The sequence below is a fragment of the Streptomyces sp. NPDC127038 genome, from assembly GCF_042725875.1.
Lineage (GTDB): Bacteria > Actinomycetota > Actinomycetes > Streptomycetales > Streptomycetaceae > Streptomyces.
On record NZ_JBHXDQ010000007.1, the window covers coordinates 170,062 to 190,833 of the forward strand.

Here is a 20,772-nt window from a genome sequence, read left to right on the forward strand (position 1 = left end):
GCAGTTCCCACCACGCCCGCTCCCCTCCCCCTCTCCCCTTCACCCAACCCTCGCAGGAGGATCGATGCTGTCCGCGGAATCCGCCGCCCTGGTGCGGGCGACCCTGCCCGCCGTGGCCGGAGCGCTCGACGAGATCACCGCCCGCTTCTACGCCACGATGTTCCACGACCGGCCCGAACTCCTCGACGGCATGTTCAACCGGGGCAACCAGGCCAGCGGGGCCCAACGCCGGGCCCTGGCAGGCTCGATCGCCGGATTCGCCGGAGCGCTGCTGGAGAACCCCGACACCCGTCCGGACGCGCTGCTGTCCAGGATCGCCCACAAGCACGCCGCTGTCGGGGTCACCGACGACCAGTACACGATCGTGCACAAGTACCTGTTCGGTGCGATCGCCGAGGTCCTCGGCGACGCGGTCACCCCGCAGGTGGCGGCAGCCTGGGACGAGGTCTACTGGCTGATGGCCGGGGCGCTGATCGGCCGGGAGGCACTCCTGTACCAGGACGCGGGTGTACGGCCCGGCGAGACGTGGCGGCCCTGGACGGTCGTCGAACGCCGTACCGAGACCCGTGACGTGGTGTCCTTCCTGCTCCGCCCGTCCGACGGCGAACGCGCGCCGCGGGCCCGAGCCGGACAGTACGTGAGCGTTCGCGTGCGGATGCCCGACGGCGTGCACCAACTGCGTCAGTACAGCCTGTCCGCGGACCCGGGCGACGGTCTGAGGCGGATCACCGTGAAGCGGGTGCCTGGTGACACCGACGCGCCCGGCGGCGAGGTCTCCAACCTGCTGCACGACCACGTACACGAGGGCGACGAACTGACGCTGTCCGCACCGTTCGGCGACGTCTTCCTCGACGACCCGGTCGATGCCACCACCCCCGTCGTGCTGGTCTCGGCCGGCATCGGCTGCACCCCCATGACCGGCATCCTGGCCCACCTGGCCGCCCTCCGCTCGATCCGCCCGGTCCTGGTCCTGCACGCCGACGGCTCTCCCGCCGACCACGCGCTGCGCGCCGAGACACGCGAACTCGTCCGGCAACTGCCGAACGCCCGGGCCGTCTTCTGGTACGAGAGCCCCGGGCCGGAGGAACCAGACGCCCGCACCGGCCTGATGGACCTGAGTCACACGGAACTCCCGCACGACGCAACGGTTTTCCTGTGCGGACCCCTGCCGTTCATGCGAGAGGTACGCGGACAGCTGCTCGGCGCGGGGGTTCCCGCGCGACACATCCGCTACGAGGTCTTCGGACCCGACCAGTGGCTGCCCGACACCACGGACTGAACCGCACCACACGTTCTCACGCCTCGAAGAAAGGCCCCCGATGACCACCGACCACACCCAGGAGACTCCTCCGGTCCGGCTGCGCTCCGACGGCGCCGTGGACGAGGAGACCCTGGCTTATGCCCGTACGAAGTTGGACCTGGTCCTGGGCAGGCCGGGCCTGCCCGTCGTCACCGGCGAGGTGCACATCGTGCGGGCGGCCGCCCACCACGCCGGCCGCCCGTGGTCGGCCACGGCCGACCTGCGCATCGACGGTCGTCAACTGGTGGCGGCCGCCGAGGAGGCGACGGGCACGGAGGTCGTCGACCGGCTCCGGGACCGGTTGCGCCGCCAGACCGAGAAGGCCTCCCGGCCCTGGGACAAGGGACAGCGGACGACGGCCCCGCCCTGGCGCGACGCATCGGAGCGGTCGGGCCCCGCCGAACCCGGCACTGCGGCCGACCAACGGCCCACTGACGCGGTACCGGGCGGCAGGGAACCGTGGGTCCGGCCACCGGTCGACGGGCGAGGACGAGGAGTTGTGTGATGGCGAAGGCATATCTGGTGGGCGGCGGAATCGCGGCGCTGGCCGCGGCGACGTTCCTGATCCGGGACGGCGGGTTCACGGGATCGGACATCCACCTCTTCGAGGAACAGCGGACCCTCGGCGGCAGCCTGGACGCAGGGGGCACACCGGACGCCGGTTACACGATGCGCGGCGGGCGCATGTTCGAGGCCGAGTTCCGCTGCACCTACGACCTGCTGTCCGGTATCCCCAGCCTCGACGACCCCGCGGTGTCGGTGACCGAGGAGATCCTGGCCGGCCATGAGGACTTCGCCTGGGACGACATGGCGCGGCTCGTGGACGGGAACGGCAAGATCGTCGACACGTCCTCGATGGGGTTCTCCGAACGTGACCGGCTGGAGCTGGTCCGCTGCCTGGCCACGCCCGAAGGGCAGTTGGACGGCAAGCGCATCACCGACTGCTTCGGCGAACACTTCTTCACCACCAACTTCTGGTTCATGTGGTGCACCACGTTCGCCTTCCAGCCCTGGCACAGCGCCATCGAGTTCCGCCGCTACCTGCGCCGCTTCATCCATCTGTTCCCCGGGTTCGCCTCCATGTCCGGCATCCACCGGACCCGGTACAACCAGTACGACTCCATCGTCAGGCCCCTGACCGCGTGGCTCCACGAGCAGGGCGTCGCCGTGCACACCGGCTGCCGCGTCACCGACCTCGGCTTCACCCCGGGCATCGGGAGCGGCACGGTGGACACCATCCACCTGAGTCGGGGCGGCGAGGACGAGACGGTCACCGTCGCACCCCAGGACCTCGTCCTGGTCACCAACGGGTCGATGACCGACGCCTCCAGCCTCGGTTCGCACACGTCGGCGCCCCGGCCGGCTCCGCATCGCTCGGACGCCTGGCTGCTGTGGCACCGGCTGGCGCGCGGCCGCGACGACTTCGGTGACCCCGGCGTCTTCGACAAGCACGTCAAGGAGTCCCGCTGGGAGTCGTTCACGGTCACCGCCGAAGACCCGGCCTTCCTGAAGGCGCTCGAGGAGTTCAGTGGCCGTCCCGCGGGCAGGGGCGGCCTGATGACCTTCACCGAATCGAACTGGCTGCTCACGATCGTCGCCAACCGCCAGCCCGTCTACCGCGACCAGCCGCAGGACGTCGGGGTCTGGTGGGGCTACGGCCTGTTCCCCGACCGCGCCGGAAACAGCACGCCCAAGCCCATGACCATGTGCACGGGCCGCGAGATCCTCGACGAGGTCCTGCACCACCTCCCGTTCGACGAGGGGACGGCGGACCGGATCCGGGCGACCTCGACCGTCGTGCCCTGCCTGATGCCGTACATCACCAGCCAGTTCCTGGCCCGTCGCCACGGCGACCGGCCCGAGGTGGTCCCGGAGAAGTCGGTCAACCTCGCCTTCATCGGGCAGTTCGCGGAGGTGCCCGACGACGTCGTCTTCACGGTCGAGTACTCCGTACGCACGGCCTGGACGGCGGTCGCACAGCTTCTGGGGTTGGACAAGCGACCTCCGCAGGTCTACAAGGGCCACCACGACCCCCACGTACTGGCGGCCGCCGTGGAGACCATGCATCGCCGATGAGGGAAAGGGCCGCGAGCCGCTGTCCCGTGGTTCTGTGTCGGCGAGCCCCGGGTCGGTCCGCCCGCCACCTGTTCGCGGTCCGTACGTTGCTGCCGTGGCCGGCCGCCTTGAGGGGCCGGCCGCGGCTATCGTCAGCGCATGCAGCCGAAGGTGATCTTTTTCGATCTTGGAGGCGTGGTCTGCCGGTTCCTGCCGCAGCGGAGACTTGCGGCGCTCGGTGAGGCGTGCGGAGTGAGTGCGGAGCAGGCAGAACGCGTGCTCTATGGATCCGGGCTCGTCGAGGGGTGGGATCGCGGCCTCGGCTCCTCCGTGGAGATCCACCGAGTGGTGCGGGAGCGGTTGGGATATCCAGGCAGTCTCGCGGCGCTCCGGCGGCTCTGGTGCAGCGCTTTCGAGCCGGATCAGCGGGTGCTGGACCTGGTGGATGGCGCGCGCCCGCTGCGAACGGCTCTGCTCACCGACAATGACCACCTGCTCCTGGACGCGTTGCCGGACGAGCTGCCCCAGGTGGCGTCGCGCTTCGATGCCCTTCTCTTTTCGTGCCGGTTCGGGGCCACCAAGCCCAGTACGGCGCTGTTCGACCGGGCGCTCGAGATGATGGGCAGTGCCGCGGGTGAGGCAGTGTTCGTCGACGACAAGCCCGCGAATGTGGCGGCCGCCCAGGAGTTGGGGATCGACGCGATTCAGTTCACGACTGCCGCGGAGCTCGGCCCTGCGCTGGACAGGGCCCTGAGGCGATGAGGCGTGCGCTACCGGGCGTCGTGCCGTACAGCGGAAGCGTCCGGCGAGATCGAGCCGGCCTTCGTCCAGCTGGATGACCGGCGCGACCCACCCGGCCGGGGCGCATCGGAGCCGGGCGATGACGCACCGGGCCCCGCACTTCGCGGCGGTGATGGCCGCGCCCCCACCTGCGGCAAGGACGGTGCATGTGCGCCACGCCGACTCATCGGATGGCATACGCGTCCCACAGCGGGCCGCCGGCCAGTTCCAGCACCTCCGTGACAACCGCGGCGAAGGCCTTCGCATCCCCGGCGATCGCCCGCGGGGCGGCCTCGGTCAACGATGCGCCCCATGGGCACGGTGGCCAGCAGGCCCAGGCATTCCCGCCGGTCGAGTCGGCGGAATCCGTCGTTGGCGTCCATCTGACGTCTCGTCTCTCACCTGACGAAGCGGTACCGCACCGGTCCACCCGCGAGCGGTGGGGCAGCCTCGGGTCAGAGGCCCTGGCTCCACACGCCGGACACCGTTCAGACCACGACGCGGCGTCCTGTGACGGCGTACGGCTCGATGCGCACCCACATGTCGCGCCGCCCACCGCTCCACGGCTTGCTGTACGCCTGCTTCGCGAGCCGACGCTCTTCATCGGGGTCGTTCACCGTGTGCGCGTACCCGCGTGTCACCACGCTCCAGCCCTGGCTGAAGGTGTCGTCGACACGGTCGACCTCGAAGGCGACGATGCTTCCGGATGCCAGCGACGGTGTCGCACCGCGAGCCGTTCTGAAGACGATCGCGCCATCGACGACGGTGTAGTTGACAGGGACGATCACCGGCCCGAGGTCCGTGGACACCGCGAGCCTTCCGACACCGTGCGTCGACAGCAGCTCCGCGCACTCGGCCCTGCTCAGCACCAGCAGTTCGGGAGCGCGGCCGGCCTGTTCACGGCCGGGAGGCACATCGGCATCGCCGCCGGAAAGGGCCGAGACCGTTGTCCCCAGCGCTGCCGCGAGACTGAGCAGTGTGCCCCGGCCGGGTGCGGCGCCTGGGTGCCGTTCCAGGTGCGTCACGTAGCTGGCGGCCACGCCCGCCCGTGCGGCCGTCTCCTGTGCCGTCAGACCGAGCTGGGCACGGCGTGCGGCAAGTCGACGGCCCAGGTCGCCCGAGGGCAGATTCTGCGAGACGTTCGCCTGCGCGTGTCCGGTCATGACCCCTCACGTCCTCTCGTCGCCGGTACGGCGACCTCCTCGTGCGACGGCTCACCGAGCACCACCTTGAGGGCACCGGTTTCGGCGGCGCGGGCGAAGACGTCGTAGGCCTCCTCCATGCTCTCCAGAGCGAAGGTGTGGGTGATCAGCTGCGCGGTGGGCAGGCGTCCGGCGGTGGCCATGCGCAGCAGGGTGGGCGTGGAGGAGGTGTCCACCAGGCCGGTGGTGATCGTCACGTTCTTGATCCACAGGTCTTCCAGGTGCAGCGTCGCCGGCTTGCCGTGGACGCCGACGTTGGCGACGTGGCCGCCGGGCCGCACCATGCGCGTGCACAGTTCGAAGCTCTCCGGCACGCCGACCGCCTCGATGACCACGTCCGCGCCGAGCCCGTCGGTGAGATCGGCGATCAGTTGCTCGGGTTCCTCGCGGGCGTCGGCCACGGCATCGGCGCCGAGCCGCTTGGCGGCCTCGAGCCTGGAGGCCGCCAGGTCGACGGCGACGATCCGCTCGGGAGAGAACAGACGCGCGGTGGCGATGGCCGCGAGCCCGATGGGGCCCGCCCCGACGACGGCGACCGTGTCGCCCGGACGCACCTGTCCGTTGAGGACACCCACCTCGTAGGAGGTCGGGAAGATGTCCGCCAGCAGGACGGCGTCCTTGCTCTCCACCGCTCCGGGCAGGGCGTGCACGGACAGGTCGGCGAAGGGAACGCGGACGTACTCGGCCTGGGTGCCGTCGATCAGGTGGCCCAGGATCCAGCCGCCTCCGCCCTGGCACTGGCCGTAGCTGCCCTCACGGCAGTAGCGGCAGCGCCCGCAGGCGCTGATGCAGGAGATCAGCACGCGGTCGCCCGGACGTACGGTCCGGACCTCGCTGCCGACCTCGACGATCTCACCGACGGCCTCGTGTCCGAGGACCGTGCCCGGACGCACGTCGGGCACGTCGCCCTTGAGGATGTGCAGGTCCGTGCCGCAGATGGTGACCGCGCCGATCCGCACGATGGCGTCGGTGGATTCCTTGATGGCAGGATCCGGGACATCTTCCCAGGCGGACTGCCCGGGACCGTGGAAGACGAAGCCTTTCATGACGCTCCTCCCCATCCCATTCCGATCGATGACATTGCCCCACACATCCAGCTTGTCCGGTAATGACCTCCCTCGCTTGGGCCGACCGGCCCCTTCGTGTGCCGAACGGTCCTTGCCGTCCGTCCGGTGGTGACGAGCGGGGTCGCTGCCTCGGGGTCCTTGAGCCCCGCGTCCTGAAGCTGCACGAGCCCGCACGACCAAGGCAGTGCTCGTCGGCCTTCGACGTCTGTTGGGCTGAACGGCCCTTCCCCGCAGTGGATTTGGTCCCGGGCGGCCCTGCGGCGGCACCTGCTCGGCCCATGCTCCGGCAGGACCTCGGCTGACACCGTCGAGGTGTCACGACGACGAGGAGGTGCGGACCCATGCCCAGGGGCAAGTACGCGAGGAAGCGGTTGTGGCGGTGGCACAGCAACTCGCTGCGACGACGGGACGACATCGTCGAGGCCTGGATCGTGCTGGCCGTCTGGGCGGTCTTCGCCGTCGGCGGTTCCGTCGCCGGTCTGGTGACCGCCCGTGCCGCGGACGAGACGTTCGCGGCACAGCGAGCCGAACGGGAGCCCGTCCGGGCCGTGGTCCTGCACGACGTCCCCCTCAACGCCCCCGCGATCGGCGGCGCATACGGCCGCCGGACGGCAGCCGTGCGCTGGGTGGCGTCCGACGGTTCGACCCGCACCGGTCGAACCGAGGTGGACGTCGGTCTCAAGGCCGGATCCAGGGTCACGGTCTGGCAGGACGGCCACGGCCGTCTCGCCACCGCGCCGCAGAGCCCGGCCGAGGCCGCGGTCGAGTCGGACTTCCTCGGCGTCGCGGCGGCGGCCGGACTCGCACTCCCGGTGTTCGGAGCCGGTGCGGTCGTCCGGTGGCAGCTCGACCGCCGCCGTCTCGATGAGTGGGGCAGGGAATGGGATCAGGTGGGGCCGCGCTGGGGCCACAAGATCAGCTAGTGCGCGCGACGGATCCGGGCTCCAGGCTTGCTGAGAGCGGCCTGGAGCCCTTTCGCACGTGCGATGGCGGGTGCGCGGTCCGGCGTGGGCCCGGGCAAGGCAATCAGAAAGCCTGCCCGGCCCCGACCTCTGTGGCACCGGCCCGCACGACGCCACGAGGCCGGCCCCGATGCCCGGTTCGCGCCGGGTACCGAGGCCGACCTCGACGGGCCGAGTTCCTGTCCTCCTAGGCGTGCGTCAGCGCGTCGGCGATGCCCTGCGCCCATGTCTCGATCGCGCCGAAGTCCCGGAAGTCGCCGCCCTTCCCGGAGCTGAGGATCATCCTGGCGATCCGTCCCTTGGCTCCTTCCTTCAGGCACCCTCCGAAGGTGACGTGCTCCCGGACGTCCAGTCGGTCCATGGAACGCCGCACGCCGCGCACGGGCGGGATGTCACGATCGCCGGCGGAGGCGTCCAGCGGCCCGCTGCTGAAGAACCACACCGGCCGCCGGGCGAGTACGTCCCGGTGACGGCGGACGAACCACCGCGCGTCCTTGTGCCAGCGTCCCGCGTAGAGCCCGCCACCGACCACGACCGCGTCGTAGGGCGCCACGCTCCGCACGGACCGGGCGGGACAGGACTCCGCGGCCAGCCCGCCCTTGCGCAGGATCCCGGCGACCGCGTCGGCGATCTCCGCTGTGGAACCGTTCGTCGTTCCGTAGGTGACCAACACGGTGTCGGTCATGACGGTCCGCCTCCTCTCACAGCCGGCGCAGCCAGTCCTCGGTCACGCCGTGCGGCACCTGTGTCTGTTCCCCGGGGCGCACGTGTGCGTCGTCCAGCCGGTAGGTGAGATCGCCGACCACGTCGACCACGCCGTCGATCCGGCGGGTCATGGACACGGCGATCTCCGTCTCGCTCCTGCGTTCCAGCCGGCCCGCCAGGGTGACGACGCCTTCGGTCACGAAGACGTCCACGCTGCGCGGTGACAGCCACAACGAGCGGACGAGGACTTCTTCGATCACCTCGTCGCGGATCTCCTGGTCGGGCCGCAGGAAGACCCGGAGAAGGTCGCGGCGGGAGACGATCCCGACGAGCCGGTCCTCCTCGTCGAGGACGGGGAGCCGTTCCACGTGCCGTTGGGCCATGACGCGGGCGGCCTGGGCGATGGTGTCGTCGGCGTGCACGGTGACGGCGGGTGTCGTCATCAGCCCACCGGCCGTGCGGGCCCTGCCCTTGGCGGTCTGGCGCTTGGCGCCGGGCGTCAGTTCGGCGAGCCTCACACGGTGCTTCGGCTCGTGGGGGTCCGGGACGGTCGTCTGGTGCACCATCAGGTCCGTCTCCGACAGGACCCCCATGACCTTGTCGTCCTCGTCCACCACCGGCAGTCCGCTGATCCGGTGGTCCGCCAGCAGCCGGGCCACCTCCTTGAACGGAGTGCCGTACTCGGCGCGGACGACGTCCGTGGTCATCACGGAGCCGACCTTGTCGTGCCTCATGGCCGTTCCTCCTCAGCGCAGTCTGCGCAGGTACGGGTCCTGGGGTCGGCGCGGCAGCAGACGCACCCGTGCGTCGAGCACGGTGATGCCGCCCGGTGTCGCCAGGACGGGGTTGAAGTCGGCCTCGGCGAGCTGCGGCAGGTCCTCAGCCATCCGGGACAGCCGCAGCAGCAGCTGCTCCAGTTCCTCCAGGTCGACAGGGGTGTTTCCGTTCGCGCCCAGCAGCAGCGGGGCGCACCGCGGCGAGGTGATCAGCTCGTGCACGTCGCGGTCGGTGAGCGGGGCGAGGCGCGCGGCGTGGTCGGACAGGACCTCCGTGGCCGTGCCGCCCAGCCCGAACAGGACGAGCGGCCCGAAGACCTCGTCCTGGACGACACCCGCGAACAGTTCGGTGCCACGGGCGGCCAGGGGCTGGAGGACCACGCCGGTCATGAGGTCCGCGAAGCGGGTCTCCAGGTCTCGGAACGCGGCCCTCACCTGTGCGTCACCGCGCAGGTCCAGGTGGACCGCCCGCTGCTGCGACTTGTGCAGCAGTCCGGGCCAGTGGGCCTTCATCACGACCCGGCCGTCGAAGCCGCGCAGCCGGTCGGCGGCGAGCACGGCGTCGTCCTCGGTCTCGGCCCAGGCCCAGGGAGTCTGCGGGATGCCGTAGCAGGCCAGCAGTTCGGCGCAGGTTCGCGGGTCGATCCAGCCACCGCCGTCGAGGGTCCCTCCTGCCGGACGGAGTCGCGCCAGGGCGAGTTGGGACAGGTGGTCCGCCACGACGGTCCGTGCCCGGTCGCTCTCGACACCGGAGAGAAGCGGGACCGCACCGGCCGGCCTGGCGAGCCAGGCGGCGCGCTTCGCGGCGTGTGCCAGGGCGCGCGCGGCCGCCTGCGGTTCCGCGTACGAGGGAATCGTGCCTCCGTCCGCGGCGGCCAGCAGCCGCACGGACCGGTCCTGCTCCAGACGTACGGCGAGCACGGGCCGCGCCCGTCGGCCGGGGGCCGCGGTCACAGCGCGCACCAGGTCGTCGCCCGTGGCCGCGGCGACCGCCGTGGGGACGAGCGCCACGACGACGGCGTCGATGCCCGGGCACCGGGTCAGGCGGTCGACGCACTCCGTGAGCTGTTCCTCGGACACGGCGGCGGTGGCGTCGACCGGGTTTCCGACGGTGGCGCCGTCAGGCAGCACCGCGAGGAGATCGTCGATCATCGCGGGGGTGAACGGCGGCAGGACGAGCCCGGCCTCCGCGCAGGCGTCGGCGGTGAGCACGCCCGCTCCGCCCGCGTTGGTGACGACCGCGACGCGGCTGCCCTCCGGCAGCGGCTGGGAGTGCAACAGGGCGGCCGTTTCCAGGAGTTCGCCGACCGAGCGGGTCGCCGTGACACCGGCCTGGGTGAACAGGGCGGCACGGGTCATGGTGCGGGTCGCCGCGGCCGCGGTGTGCGAGGCGGCGGCCTTCCGGCCGGCGTCTGTGCGGCCCGCGTCCACGGTGAGGACCGGGATGCGGCGCGTGACGCGGCGGGCGGTGCGGGAGAAGGCGCGCGGGTTGCCGAAGGACTCCAGGTGCAGCAGGGCGAGGTCGGTACGGCCGTCGCTCTCCCACCACTGGAGCATGTCGTTGCCGCTGACGTCGAACTTGTCGCCCAGCGAGGCGAACGAGGAGACCCCGATGCCCAGCCGGGACAGTCCGTCGAGCAGGGCGATGCCGACCCCGCCGGACTGCACGGCGACACCGGCCGTCCCCGGGCGGGGATGCTCGGCGGCGAAGGTGGCGTCGAGGCTCAGTTCCGGGTCCGTGTTGGACACGCCGAGGCAGTTGGGGCCGACGAGTCGCATGCCGTAGGTGCGGCAGGCGGTCAGCAGGGCCTGCGCCTGGGTGTGGTCGAGGCCGGCGGTGACGACGACGAGGGCGCGTACCCCGGCCTTGCCGCTCTCCTCGGCGACGGCCGCGACGGCGGACGCCGGCACGGCCACGACGACCAGGTCGGGTGTCGTCGGCAAGGCCGCGACCGAGGGATGGGACGGCACGCCCAGCACCGATTCGACACCGGGGTTGACGGCGAAGAGGCGATGCTTGAAGCCGCCCGAGCGCAGATGGTGCAGCACGGCTCGGCCCACCGATCCGGGGGTGCGTCCGGCGCCGACCACGGCGACCGCGGACGGTCGCAGGAGAGGCAGCAGGCTGGCCACGTCGGCGGCGCGGCCCCGGGCCTCCACGGCCGAAAGGTAGGTGTCGTCCTGGTCGAGGTGGATGGTGCAGCGCACCTCGGGCCCCTCGAAGCGGCGGGAGGTGGTCAGACCGAGGTCGGCGAAGAGGCGGAGCACCTCGTGGTTCTCGCTCAGCGCGTCGGCGGTGAAGGTGGTGATGCCCTCCGCGCGCGCGGCCGAGACGAGGTGTTCGACGAGCAGGGTGCCCACGCCCCGGTGGTGCAGGCCGTCGGCGACGGCGATGGAGATCTCCGCGCCGCCCTCCTCACCGCCGTCCGTCTCCCCGCCGGTGTCGTACTCGGCGAGGCCGATCACCCTGCCGTCCACTTCGGCCAGCAGGGCCCGGTATCCCGGGTGGGGCGAGGCGCAGGCGCGATCGGCTGCCGAGGCGGCCGAGCGCCTGCTCATCGAGAAGAACCGCAGGCGGAGGTTCTCCGGCGACATCTCCTCGTAGAAGCCCCGCAACTGGTCGTGATCGGCCGGCCGCGGGGGGCGTACGCACACGGTGGTGCCGTCCGCGAGCAGGGCGTGGACCGTGGGCCGGTCGAGCAGGTCGTCCGTCATGACAGATCTCCTCCATCGCCTTGGCTCCTTCGATCGTCCGCCGGAACCCGGAGCGATCCCATGGGCTGTACGGGCCGCACCGGGGCCGGTCGGCCCCACTGTGACCGCCGACCGGCCCGCTTCCGCGGTCGCGCCCGGCGGTCGGGGTGCGTCAGTCGTCCACCACGAGGGCCGTCAGGTCCAGGAGGTGGTTGGTGCAGCCCCACTCGGTCCGGCCGGCGAGGAACTGCGGCGGAACGCATGCGCGAGACGTGCGAGACGCGTCCACGGTCCATTCGGCGGGGCGCTGCGCGACCTGCCGCCTCTCTCACGTCCGCTCGGGTACGACCGCGACGGCGCAGGCCGAATGGTGCAGCACCGCGTGGGCGACGCGGCCCAGTTGGAGTCCGAGATGCTCCCGGCCGCGCCGCGCGCCGACCACCAGCAGATCGGCGTCGCGCGAGGCGTCGAGCAGGACCCGGCGTACCGGACCTTCGACCGCGCGCCGGCTCAGGTCCACATCCGCGGGTGCGTCCTCCAGTGCCTTGTCCAGGATCTCGGTGGCCTGCGCCTCGTGCAGACGTGCGGGTTCACCGGCCGGCAGCGGGTGGTCGGTGCTCTCGTGCGCCGGACACCGCCACGCCCGTACGGCGTCCAGGGACGCGCGCCGCAGCTTCGCCTCCTGGGCGGCGAAGCGCAGCGCGGCGGAGTCCCAGGACTTCTCGCCGATGCCCACGACGACACGGCCACGCTTTCCGGCGCTGACTTTGTTGTCGTGGCTGCCGCGCAGCACGATCACCGGGCAGTTCGCGTGGGCGGCGACGGTCAGACTGACCGAACCGAGCAGCATCTCGGTGAGGCCGCTGCGACCGCGGGTACCGAGCACCAGCGCGGCGGCCTGACGTCCCTCGCGGACGAGCGCGTACTCGGGTTCCTCCGGGAGCACGTCGGTGGAGATCTCCAGCTCGGGCCGACGCAGGCGGGCACGCTGCCCGGCGGTCCGAACGATGTCCTCCGCCGTGACCTGTTCGAGCGGCTTGTGGAGGTCATCCGCCAGGGACCGGCCCTCGTACCGCTCCCAGAGGGAGGCGTAGACCAGCCGCAGGGGTGCCCCGCGCAGCGCGGCCTCGTCGGCCGCCCAGTCGACGGCGCGCATGCTGGATTCGGAGCCGTCCACCCCGACGACGATCGGGAGGTTGTCCATCGGTCTCACCGTCCCGCGCCGAGGACGACCCGGCCCTCGGCCCAGCCGTTCGGCTCATCGGCGACGGATTCACCGGCGGAGCCGAGCGGCCCGGCCCGATGGGCGAGCGGGCATGCGCCCAAGGCGCGTACGACCACTTCCTTCATCGATCTCTTCCCCTCGAGACGGGTCAGCTGTGCGGGACGACGGCGACCGGAGCGGTGGAGTGGTGCAGGACGGAGTGCGTGACGTGTCCGATGTGCGCGCCCACGGGACTGCGCCGGACACGCCGGCCCACGACGACGAGGGAGGCGTCGCGCGACGCCTTGACGACGTGGAGGGCCCCGCTGCCGTAGCGGCACACCTCGACGACCTGCACGTCCGGGAACTTCTTCCGCCAGGGGCGCAGCACCTCGTCGACGGCCTCGGCCGCGCTGAGGGCCAGTGCTTCGTGCAGCGCCGGGTTGGCGGTGGTGCCGTACGCGTAGTAGGGCGGCGGGTTCCAGCCGTGGACGACCCGCAGCGATGTCGCACGGCGCTCGGCGGCGTCGAAGGCGAACGCGATCAGCGTCTCGTCCGGGTGGTCGACGTCGAGTCCGAGGACCACGGGCCGGAACGGCGTCGCGGTGGACGGGACACCCGCCGGATCCGGCTCGTGCTCGTCCGCGGCGGCCTCCAGCGCGCGAACGAGGACGACGGGGCCGTCCGCGTGGGCGACGGCGGACAGGCCGACCGATCCGACCATGAACCCGCCGATCCCGCCGAAGCCGCGCGAGCCCAGGACGAGGAGCTCGGCGCTCTTGGCCGCCTCGGCCAGCGCGTCGCCCGGGTGACCGGAGAGCTGTTCCGTGCACACCTCGATGCCGGGGTGACGCTGCCGGATCCCCTCGGCGGCTTCGCGGGGGACCCTCTCGGTCCAGTGCTGTTGGGTCTCGGTGCCCAGGACAGGGGCCTGAGCCATCGGCTCCGGCACGGGCACCCAGACGTGCACGATCTTCAGCGGCAGGCCGCGCAGCTTCGCCTCGCGAGCCGCCCATTCCGCGGCTGCCCGGCTCTCCCGGGAGCCGTCGAGACCTACAGTGATCGTGCGGAGCATGATCTCCACCTCCTGGGGCGATGGTTCCGATTCCAGCGTCGTCTTCGGGCGGTCGCTCGTGCAGGGGCCACTGGTCCCGAATCCGGGCCGACCGACACCCCCCACGGCTGTGTGCGGTGGGCCGGGCGGCCGGCCCGCCGCACCGCGGGCACTCAGCGCAGCCAGCTGTGGTCGCGGACGAAGGGCAGCCTGGCCCAGAGCCTGCCCGCGCCCAGGGTCTCGCCCGCGGCAACAGCGGCCAGGACGATCAGGGCCACGGCGTAGATCACGTGGTAGTCGGCGAACGGGTTCGTCGACATGCTCGGCGAGCCGTCCGACAGGTGCTTGGCCGGCGGCCACTCGGCGATCCACATCAACGCCATCATCGCGGTGCCGGCGACGGCGGCGATGCGCAGCGCGACACCGGCGACCAGGGCGAGACCGATCCCGAGGAGCCCGAGCATGAACAGCCGGTCCGCCCAAGGGTCACCGGCCCAGGAGTGGAAGGTGGACTTCATCGGCCCGACGGCGACGGAGCCCAGGAAGCCCTTCGTCGGCGAGCCGCCGTCGATCCAGCCCTTGCCGGACGGGGTGGCGTAACCGAGACCGAAGGTCTTGTCGAGGAACGCCCAGAGGAAGACGAACCCGGTGAGCAGGCGCAGGGATGCGAAGGCGTAGTCCCGGGCGGTGTGCGCGCCGACGCCTTCCGACGCCTGCGCGGAGGCGTCCCGGTTCCTGCGCAGCGACGGCAGGTGGAAGCCGGAGCTCCGGTGAGGGTGCTCGTGCACGGCCATGGTCGTGTTTCCCTTCGAGGGCGGTCGGGTCGGTGCCGGACACCCCTGACTCTGGCCGTGCCCGTCGGTCGGCGGCGGATGCCGATGGTCCGCGACCACGGGGCCGAACGGCCCTCTTTGCAGGGGCTGTTGGGCGCAATGCCACGCACCGTCCGGTGGGGTCTGGCCATAGCTCTCGCGAGCGGTGGATCATGAGGGTCCACGACGGAAGGCGGCCCATGGCACAGGTCCTGGACGGACACGTCCCGCGGTGGCGACGGCTGATGCCCGGTCTGGGCGCGCTCCTCGGCTACCGGCGCGCCTGGCTCACGGCCGATCTGCTCGCCGGGGTGACCATGGCCGCGTACCTCGTGCCGCAGGTCATGGCCTACGCCGGAGTGGCCGGACTGCCACCGGTCGCCGGACTGTGGGCGATCCTCCCGGCCCTCGCGTCATACGCGCTGTTCGGTTCCTCACCGCTGCTGTCGGTGGGTCCCGAGTCCACGACCGCCCTCATGACGGCCGCCGTCGTCGCCCCTCTGGCCGGTGGGGATGCCGGGCGCTACGCGGCCCTGGCGGCGGGCCTCGCGGTCACGGTCGGCCTGCTCTGCCTGGTCGCCCGGGTGATGCGGCTCGGCTTCCTCGCGGACCTGCTGTCCCGCCCCGTCCTGATCGGCTATCTGGCGGGCGTGGCGCTCATCATGATGGTGGATCAATTGCCCAGGCTCACCGGGGTGCGGACGACGGGCACGGAGTTCTTCCCCCAGTTGTGGTCCTTCCTCGTCCACCTGCCCGACGCGGACCCGGCGACCGTCGGCTTCTCCGCCGTCGTCCTCGCCTTCCTCTTCATGACGGCCCGTCATGCCCCTGCCGTGCCGGGCCCGCTGGTCGCCTTCGTCCTCGGGACCACCGCCGTGGTGGTCTTCGACCTCGACGGGCGGTACGGACTGAAGGTGATCGGCGAGGTCCCGTCCGGTCTGCCGGGTCTCGCCGTTCCGGACCTGAGCGAACTGCCGCGGCTCGTACTGCCCGCTCTCGGCGTGCTGCTGGTCGCGTACACCGACTTCATCCTCACCGCGCGGGCGTTCACCGCCCATGACGACGAAGGTCCCGGCCTGGACGCCAACCAGGAGTTCCTCGCCCTGGGCGCCGCGAACGTGGGCGCCGGATTCCTGAACGGCTTCCCCGTGAGCAGCAGCGCCAGCCGCACCGCTCTCGCATCCTCGGCGGGCGCCCGCAGCCAGGCGAATTCACTGGTGGCCGGCGCGGTGGTACTCGCCGTGCTGCTCTTCCTCAGCCCGTTGCTGGCGCGCACACCCTCGGCAGTCCTGGGTTCACTCGTCGTCTACGCCGCGGTCCGCATGATCGACCTCGCGGGTTTCCGGCGGCTGGCCTCGTTCCGCCGCCGGGAACTGCTCCTGGCCCTCGGCTGTTTCGCCGGGGTGCTCGCCCTGGACATCCTGTACGGGGTGATCGTGGCGGTCGCTCTGTCGGTGGCCGAGCTGCTGACCCGGGTGGCACGCCCGCACGACGCCGTGGAGGGCCTGGTTCCCGGTGTGGCGGGCATGCACGACGTGGACGACTACCCGCAGGCCCGCACGATCCCGGGCCTGCTCGTCTACCGCTACGACTCCCCGCTGTTCTTCGCCAACGCGGAGAACTTCCGGCGCCGCGCCCTGGCGGCCGTCGACGAACAGACCGAGCCTGTCCACTGGTTCGTCCTCAACACCGAGGCCAATGTCGAGGTCGACATCACCGCGCTCGACGCGGTCGACGAACTGCGCCGCGAACTGACGCGCCGCGGGGTCGTGTTCGCTCTCGCGCGGGTGAAGCGGGAGCTGCTGGACGACCTTGAGGCGTACGGACTGGTGGACTCGGTCGGCGAGGAGCGGATCTTCCCGACGCTCCCGACGGCTGTGGCCGCCTACCGAGCGTGGCCCGGACGTCGGTAGGCGACCCCACGCCGCTGCGGGAAGCGTTGTCGGACCCCGGATCGTCAGTCCATCCGGAGACCAGCACGCAGCGGATCCGCATCGGGACGCCGAGGCGGTCCAGTCGGGTCGCGGCCGGACCCCCGTCAGCGTCCCAAGACGGAGCTGAAGGGTGCGTCCGGTTGCTTCGTGAAGACGGCGAAGGCCTCGCGGGGGCGGCCTTGGCGGATGAGGAGGTCGCTCAGTTCGTAGGCTTCCAGGCTCTCGGTCGAGGCGGCGAGGACCGCTATCGCCTCGCCGTAGAGCCCCTGCTTCTCCAGGACGCCCGCCAGCGTCTCCCGGCGGAGGAAGAACTCGTCGTCGGTGAAGCCTTCGAGCACGGCGACGGCCTCGTCTGCGCGTCCGGTTTCCGAGAGCAGCCAGATCCGGAGGCCGGTCAGCCTCTCTTCCCATTCCGCGAGGTACGCGGCGCCGTCCTCGTCGTCGGTGACCCGGGGCGGCTTCGAGGCGAGTTCGGCCAGCAGGTCGTGGGCGGTGTCGGGGTGGCCGCGGTCGATCAGCTTCCCCAGCAGGTCCTGCTCGTAGCAGCCGCAGTCCCGGGACGCCAGCAGGGGGCGGGCGGCTTCCAGGGCTTCGTCGGGCCGTCCGTGGCGCAGCAGCAGATCGGCGAGATGCGCCGCCCCGCGCGTGCCGTGGTTCGCCGCGGCACGGCGGGCCACGGTGAAGGCGGCCTCGGTACGGCCGAGTTCCTCCAGTTTGCCGATCAGGTCCCCGACGGCGTACTGGCCGTAGGACCGTGTGGTGAGGTCGTCCAGTTCCCGCAACCGGTCGTGCCGGGCCAGGAGTTGGGCGAGCGCCTCGACGACGTTCACGCTGACGGAGCTGCTGGTGTCGAGGTTCCGCTGGAGCGCCCGGGCAGCCTCGTCCACGCGGCCTTGCCGCTCCAGGACCTCCGCCAGCCTGACCGAGGCCAGGAGCGGTCCGCTCGTGCGCGCTTCCAGCTCCACCAACGGGGCGATGAGGTCCGCCACTTGTTCGTCGCGGCCCGCGCCCTGGGTGGCATCCACGAGGCCCTGGAGGTAGTACCAGTCCCCCAGGTGCGGGCGCAGGAGGTCGATCGCCTCCTCCGCTCTGCCGAGGGCGACCAGGAGCCGGGCCTCGACCGGTGCGGCCAGACGGTCGTGGCCCTCCTGGGTACGGACGAGAGCGAGCGCCTCCTCGGCACGGCCCCAGCTCTCCAGCAGTTCCGCCGCGGTCTCCACGGCCGCCCAACTGCGCGGCCGGACATACGGGTCGAGGACCTGCCAGGCGGCTTCCCGCTCGCCTCGGCGGCTCAGTTCCCTGGCCGCTCCCCGCGCGCATTCCCATGCACCCGGGCCTCCCGTACGGATCGACCCGGCGGCCTCGACGACAAGGTCCAGGTAGCCGTGTTCGAGGAGTACGCCCACGGTGCGCGCGCTGACGTCGGCGAGAGCGGGGGCCGACTCGTCAAGATCACCAAAGTTCATGGCCGCACTCTATGGACCGCCACTGACATCGACGGTGATGTGCGCAGGGGGCGGTGTCAGACCCCTGGCATACCCTTCGAGCCACCGGACACCGACTGTGAGGATCAAGAGAATTGACTGGCCTGACTGCCTTCCCGCTGCCCTTCCAGGCCTCCCGTTCCTTGTCGTTCGCCAGGCCGCGAACGCTGCGGGAGCTTCAGATGATGCAGTGCAGCGCCCATGTCCGGGCGAAGCCTGGGTGGTTCGACAAGATGAACGACGCCGGCATCGTCGCCCGGTGGACGCAGGAGGCGCTCGCGCAGGGTCTGACCGATGCGCAGGTTCGATATGTGCTCGCCGAACTCGCGCACTACGCGGCGCTGCGGGACGAGCGGACCGGCGTCGAGGTGTCCGCCGTCGACGGGGTGTGGCAGTCGGACACGCTGATCGACGACAAGCTCGCCACCCGGCTGCGCGAGGCGGTCCGGGTGCTGGAAGAGGTCCCGGAAGCGGAGCAGGACTGGCATCCCGGATCGGACGGCCAGGTACTCGATCTGGTCCACCCCTCGCTGTTCTGTCTGGTGCGAGAGGCGAGCGGCGCGCCCGAGCGGGCCTGGCGGAACCCGACGGACCGCTACTCGAAGCACGAGTTCTCGGAGAAGTTCCAGTGGCTGCCCACGGACGTCGACGTCAGCGAGGACGGCGAGGTCGCCTTCCGCTCGTACGTGAACAACGTCCATCCCGAGAGGCATCGCGAACTGGCCTCCGTCCTGCCGGACTTGTTCGCGCGCATGCGCCCCTTGCTGGAGAACGTACTCACGGATCTGCGTCATCCGCGGCCCCTTCGTATCGAGGCCGATCCGTACGGGTGGTACGAGCCGCAGGGGACGGAGTATCCGGTCAAGTCCGCCTACACCGATGACGCGGCCTACGCGGAGGCTGTCCGGGTGTGGGAGGCGGCTCAGGACGACTGGTGGCAGAACCGCCGCCCGGTCGTGCCGGACGCCCCGGCCTTCAGCGCGCCCGAGACGCCTGACGAATCCGCCCGGGTCGATCTGCGCGGTCGCGGTCTCCAGGTCATCGTCAAGCTCGCCACCATTCACCTCACCCCGGACAAGCCCGAGTACGCCGGCGGTTCCTGGCATGTCGAGGGGATGCTGAACGAGCGGATCGTCTCGACCGGCATCTACTACTGGGACAGCGAGAACATCACCGAGAGCCGGCTGAGTTTCCGGGCCGCGCTCGACGACCCGGACTACGAACAGAGCGACGACGAGGGTATGCGTGAGGTCTACGGTCTGGAGGACCTGGACGCGCTGAACCAGACACTGGGATCGGCGGCCACCCCGGCGGGCCGCTGTCTGGCGTTCCCGAACATCCTGCAGCACCGCGTCGGTTCGTTCCGTCTCGTGGACGCCACCCGCCCGGGCCATCGCAAGATCGTCGCGTTCTTCCTCGTCGACCCGTCCGAGAAGATCGTCTCGACCTCCGACGTGGCACCCCAGCAGCCCTGGTCCGACACCTCCACGATGACCCTTGAGCAGGCCGAGGACTACCGCGAACAGCTCATGCGGGAGAGGAAGTTCTTCGTCGACGAGCACAACGAGCAGCTCTACGAACGGGAGTTCTCGCTCTGCGAGCACTGACCCCCGTGCCCGGGGCGGTCCGGTTCGTTGAGCTTGCCGAAGGGGATGTGCACGCTCGGCGTACTGCGGGCGGTGCCGTTGAGATGGCCGACCTGGTCGTCGAAGAAGATGTGGGGCCTGAGCACTTCCATGATCGTGCTCTTGTCTATGCCGCCGAGGAAGAAGGCGTCGTTGACGGCAACGCCCCAGTTCTTCAGGCTGCGCACCGGGCGTTCGTGAGTCGGCGCGCTGCGAGCGGTCACGAGGGAGACATGGACGCGGATCTTGTAGTCGGCGTCCTCCGCCCGTCGTTCCTGTTCGCGCCGCTGGAGTCGGTTGACGCCCGCGAGGAAGTCCCGCAGGGGGCCGGGGTCGTGAGGGGTGGCGGCGTTGGCCGCTTCGTGGAAGCGGAAGTCCTCGATGCCCTGGGCCTGGTACAGCTGTTCCGAGGCGTCGTCGGCGAGGACCCCGTCGAAGTCGAAGGCGATCCTCAGGTCCTGGTCGTCCTCCTCGTCGGGCACCGCCGGGCCGAGGACGCGGCCGGCGGGGAGCCCGAGCGCGACGGCCTCGCGGACGTCGTCCTCGTGCGCGGACAGGAAGAGGGACATGTTCAGGGCGGGCATGAACCGGTAGGGCGAGCGACCCTGCATGAACACGGCTCGGCTGATCGGCAGTTCGTGGGCCTCGATGGACCGCATGACGCGCAGCCCGGTGTCGGGGTCGTTGCGGGACAGGATGATGACCTCGACCAGAGGGTCCTCGGGTGAGAGGTCGTTCAGGGACAGCAGCCTTCGGATGAAGGGGAAGGCCACGCCCTTGTGCAGGGTGTCGTCCACGTGCTGCTCCTGGTAGGAGCGGTAGGCCTGCTGTCCCTGGTCCCGGAAGACGGCGTCCGCCTCCGTCAGGTCGAACAGCGCGCTGGAGGCGATCCCGACGACCAAGCGGTTCTGGAGTTCGTAGCCGGCCATGTCGTACCCCCTGCGCTGTTTCGCGGACCCGACCCGATCATGTCGGGTCCGCGCCCGGCCCCGGTGACCGGTGCGGTGTCCCGCCGGCGGGCGATGCGGGCGCGGGGGGGGGGGCGGCGGGCGCCCCCCCCGCCCCGCTTCGGCTCGGGCAGCGGCACCGGGGCCGGCGCGGAGGCAGGCGCCGACGCG

18 protein-coding genes and 1 pseudogene are annotated in these 20,772 nt (G+C 71.2%); 7 read left to right on the forward strand and 12 right to left on the reverse strand.

The window, feature by feature from the left end; genetic code table 11:
* Window positions 1-64: 64 nt before the first annotated feature.
* The 4 genes from ACFWI4_RS08200 (at window position 65) to ACFWI4_RS08215 (ending at window position 4,117) form a co-directional block, all read left to right on the forward strand.
* Window positions 65-1,279 carry a globin domain-containing protein gene (locus ACFWI4_RS08200; RefSeq protein ID WP_387192209.1) on the forward strand — a complete coding sequence of 405 codons (1,215 nt, stop codon included), beginning with the start codon at window positions 65-67 and terminating at the stop codon, window positions 1,277-1,279.
* A 40-nt stretch (window positions 1,280-1,319) separates the two neighbouring features.
* Window positions 1,320-1,805 carry a hypothetical protein gene (locus ACFWI4_RS08205; protein ID WP_387192211.1) on the forward strand — a complete coding sequence of 162 codons (486 nt, stop codon included), beginning with the start codon at window positions 1,320-1,322 and terminating at the stop codon, window positions 1,803-1,805.
* Window positions 1,805-3,376: an oleate hydratase gene (locus ACFWI4_RS08210; RefSeq protein ID WP_387192213.1), complete on the forward strand. Its 1,572-nt coding sequence runs from the start codon at window positions 1,805-1,807 to the stop codon at window positions 3,374-3,376. The genes ACFWI4_RS08205 and ACFWI4_RS08210 overlap by 1 nt, the downstream gene beginning before the upstream one ends.
* 138 nt (window positions 3,377-3,514) lie before the next feature.
* Window positions 3,515-4,117, forward strand: a complete 603-nt coding sequence (locus tag ACFWI4_RS08215) for an HAD family hydrolase (RefSeq protein WP_387192215.1) — start codon at window positions 3,515-3,517, stop codon at window positions 4,115-4,117.
* 506 nt (window positions 4,118-4,623) lie between these two features.
* On the opposite strand, the gene ACFWI4_RS08220 is transcribed toward ACFWI4_RS08215, so the two are convergent.
* Window positions 4,624-5,298: a helix-turn-helix domain-containing protein gene (locus tag ACFWI4_RS08220; RefSeq protein WP_387192217.1), complete on the reverse strand. Its 675-nt coding sequence runs from the start codon at window positions 5,296-5,298 to the stop codon at window positions 4,624-4,626.
* On the reverse strand, window positions 5,295-6,383 hold the full coding sequence (locus ACFWI4_RS08225) for a zinc-dependent alcohol dehydrogenase family protein (protein ID WP_387192219.1): 1,089 nt from the start codon (window positions 6,381-6,383) through the stop codon (window positions 5,295-5,297). The genes ACFWI4_RS08220 and ACFWI4_RS08225 overlap by 4 nt, the downstream gene beginning before the upstream one ends.
* A 362-nt stretch (window positions 6,384-6,745) precedes the next feature.
* Between ACFWI4_RS08225 and ACFWI4_RS08230 the strand changes: the two genes are divergently transcribed.
* The gene (locus ACFWI4_RS08230; protein WP_387192221.1) at window positions 6,746-7,327 is read left to right on the forward strand and encodes a hypothetical protein; all 582 of its coding nucleotides are present in this window, start codon (window positions 6,746-6,748) and stop codon (window positions 7,325-7,327) included.
* Between the two features lie 226 nt (window positions 7,328-7,553).
* Here the strand turns inward: ACFWI4_RS08230 and ACFWI4_RS08235 are convergent, their stop codons facing one another.
* From ACFWI4_RS08235 to ACFWI4_RS08265, 7 genes are all read right to left on the reverse strand, one after another.
* On the reverse strand, window positions 7,554-8,051 hold the full coding sequence (locus ACFWI4_RS08235; RefSeq protein WP_387192223.1) for a flavodoxin domain-containing protein: 498 nt from the start codon (window positions 8,049-8,051) through the stop codon (window positions 7,554-7,556).
* Between the two features lie 16 nt (window positions 8,052-8,067).
* Window positions 8,068-8,805 carry a CBS domain-containing protein gene (locus tag ACFWI4_RS08240; protein ID WP_387192225.1) on the reverse strand — a complete coding sequence of 246 codons (738 nt, stop codon included), beginning with the start codon at window positions 8,803-8,805 and terminating at the stop codon, window positions 8,068-8,070.
* Between the two features lie 12 nt (window positions 8,806-8,817).
* On the reverse strand, window positions 8,818-11,562 hold the full coding sequence (locus ACFWI4_RS08245) for a GNAT family N-acetyltransferase (protein WP_387192227.1): 2,745 nt from the start codon (window positions 11,560-11,562) through the stop codon (window positions 8,818-8,820).
* 307 nt (window positions 11,563-11,869) lie between these two features.
* Window positions 11,870-12,745, reverse strand: a complete 876-nt coding sequence (locus tag ACFWI4_RS08250) for a universal stress protein (RefSeq protein WP_387192229.1) — start codon at window positions 12,743-12,745, stop codon at window positions 11,870-11,872.
* 5 nt (window positions 12,746-12,750) lie between these two features.
* The gene (locus tag ACFWI4_RS08255) at window positions 12,751-12,891 is read right to left on the reverse strand and encodes a hypothetical protein (RefSeq protein WP_387192231.1); all 141 of its coding nucleotides are present in this window, start codon (window positions 12,889-12,891) and stop codon (window positions 12,751-12,753) included.
* A 23-nt stretch (window positions 12,892-12,914) separates the two neighbouring features.
* Entirely contained in the window at window positions 12,915-13,820 is a 906-nt protein-coding gene (locus tag ACFWI4_RS08260; protein WP_387192233.1) for a universal stress protein, read from the reverse strand.
* Window positions 13,821-13,972: 152 nt separating this feature from the next.
* Window positions 13,973-14,593, reverse strand: coding sequence for a hypothetical protein (locus tag ACFWI4_RS08265; RefSeq protein ID WP_387192235.1), 621 nt, complete (start codon window positions 14,591-14,593; stop codon window positions 13,973-13,975).
* 218 nt (window positions 14,594-14,811) lie between these two features.
* Between ACFWI4_RS08265 and ACFWI4_RS08270 the strand changes: the two genes are divergently transcribed.
* The gene (locus ACFWI4_RS08270; RefSeq protein WP_387192237.1) at window positions 14,812-16,524 is read left to right on the forward strand and encodes a SulP family inorganic anion transporter; all 1,713 of its coding nucleotides are present in this window, start codon (window positions 14,812-14,814) and stop codon (window positions 16,522-16,524) included.
* A gap of 31 nt (window positions 16,525-16,555) precedes the next feature.
* Here ACFWI4_RS08270 and ACFWI4_RS08275 read toward each other — a convergent pair.
* Together ACFWI4_RS08275 and ACFWI4_RS08280 are read right to left on the reverse strand one after the other, a co-directional pair.
* Window positions 16,556-16,636 (reverse strand): annotated as a pseudogene (locus ACFWI4_RS08275) (pyruvate formate-lyase 1-activating enzyme); the annotation flags it as partial.
* A gap of 13 nt (window positions 16,637-16,649) precedes the next feature.
* On the reverse strand, window positions 16,650-18,011 hold the full coding sequence (locus ACFWI4_RS08280; RefSeq protein ID WP_387192239.1) for a hypothetical protein: 1,362 nt from the start codon (window positions 18,009-18,011) through the stop codon (window positions 16,650-16,652).
* A gap of 113 nt (window positions 18,012-18,124) precedes the next feature.
* Between ACFWI4_RS08280 and ACFWI4_RS08285 the strand changes: the two genes are divergently transcribed.
* Window positions 18,125-19,636, forward strand: coding sequence for a DUF4246 domain-containing protein (locus ACFWI4_RS08285; protein WP_387192241.1), 1,512 nt, complete (start codon window positions 18,125-18,127; stop codon window positions 19,634-19,636).
* Here the strand turns inward: ACFWI4_RS08285 and ACFWI4_RS08290 are convergent.
* Window positions 19,603-20,583 (reverse strand): 5'-nucleotidase, encoded by a 981-nt coding sequence (locus ACFWI4_RS08290; RefSeq protein WP_387192243.1) that lies wholly within the window; start codon window positions 20,581-20,583, stop codon window positions 19,603-19,605. The genes ACFWI4_RS08285 and ACFWI4_RS08290 overlap by 34 nt on opposite strands.
* Between the last annotated feature and the right edge of the window lie 189 nt (window positions 20,584-20,772).

Coding starts and splice junctions, on each gene's coding strand:
- ACFWI4_RS08235 (WP_387192223.1), bottom strand. CDS start 8,051: ATGACCGACACCGTGTTGGTCACCTACGGAACGACGAACGGTTCCACA.
- ACFWI4_RS08210 (WP_387192213.1), top strand. CDS start 1,805: ATGGCGAAGGCATATCTGGTGGGCGGCGGAATCGCGGCGCTGGCCGCG.
- ACFWI4_RS08220 (WP_387192217.1), bottom strand. CDS start 5,298: ATGACCGGACACGCGCAGGCGAACGTCTCGCAGAATCTGCCCTCGGGC.
- ACFWI4_RS08270 (WP_387192237.1), top strand. CDS start 14,812: ATGGCACAGGTCCTGGACGGACACGTCCCGCGGTGGCGACGGCTGATG.
- ACFWI4_RS08290 (WP_387192243.1), bottom strand. CDS start 20,583: ATGGCCGGCTACGAACTCCAGAACCGCTTGGTCGTCGGGATCGCCTCC.
- ACFWI4_RS08205 (WP_387192211.1), top strand. CDS start 1,320: ATGACCACCGACCACACCCAGGAGACTCCTCCGGTCCGGCTGCGCTCC.
- ACFWI4_RS08265 (WP_387192235.1), bottom strand. CDS start 14,593: ATGGCCGTGCACGAGCACCCTCACCGGAGCTCCGGCTTCCACCTGCCG.
- ACFWI4_RS08200 (WP_387192209.1), top strand. CDS start 65: ATGCTGTCCGCGGAATCCGCCGCCCTGGTGCGGGCGACCCTGCCCGCC.
- ACFWI4_RS08255 (WP_387192231.1), bottom strand. CDS start 12,891: ATGAAGGAAGTGGTCGTACGCGCCTTGGGCGCATGCCCGCTCGCCCAT.
- ACFWI4_RS08215 (WP_387192215.1), top strand. CDS start 3,515: ATGCAGCCGAAGGTGATCTTTTTCGATCTTGGAGGCGTGGTCTGCCGG.
- ACFWI4_RS08240 (WP_387192225.1), bottom strand. CDS start 8,805: ATGAGGCACGACAAGGTCGGCTCCGTGATGACCACGGACGTCGTCCGC.
- ACFWI4_RS08245 (WP_387192227.1), bottom strand. CDS start 11,562: ATGACGGACGACCTGCTCGACCGGCCCACGGTCCACGCCCTGCTCGCG.
- ACFWI4_RS08225 (WP_387192219.1), bottom strand. CDS start 6,383: ATGAAAGGCTTCGTCTTCCACGGTCCCGGGCAGTCCGCCTGGGAAGAT.
- ACFWI4_RS08260 (WP_387192233.1), bottom strand. CDS start 13,820: ATGCTCCGCACGATCACTGTAGGTCTCGACGGCTCCCGGGAGAGCCGG.
- ACFWI4_RS08230 (WP_387192221.1), top strand. CDS start 6,746: ATGCCCAGGGGCAAGTACGCGAGGAAGCGGTTGTGGCGGTGGCACAGC.
- ACFWI4_RS08280 (WP_387192239.1), bottom strand. CDS start 18,011: ATGAACTTTGGTGATCTTGACGAGTCGGCCCCCGCTCTCGCCGACGTC.
- ACFWI4_RS08250 (WP_387192229.1), bottom strand. CDS start 12,745: ATGGACAACCTCCCGATCGTCGTCGGGGTGGACGGCTCCGAATCCAGC.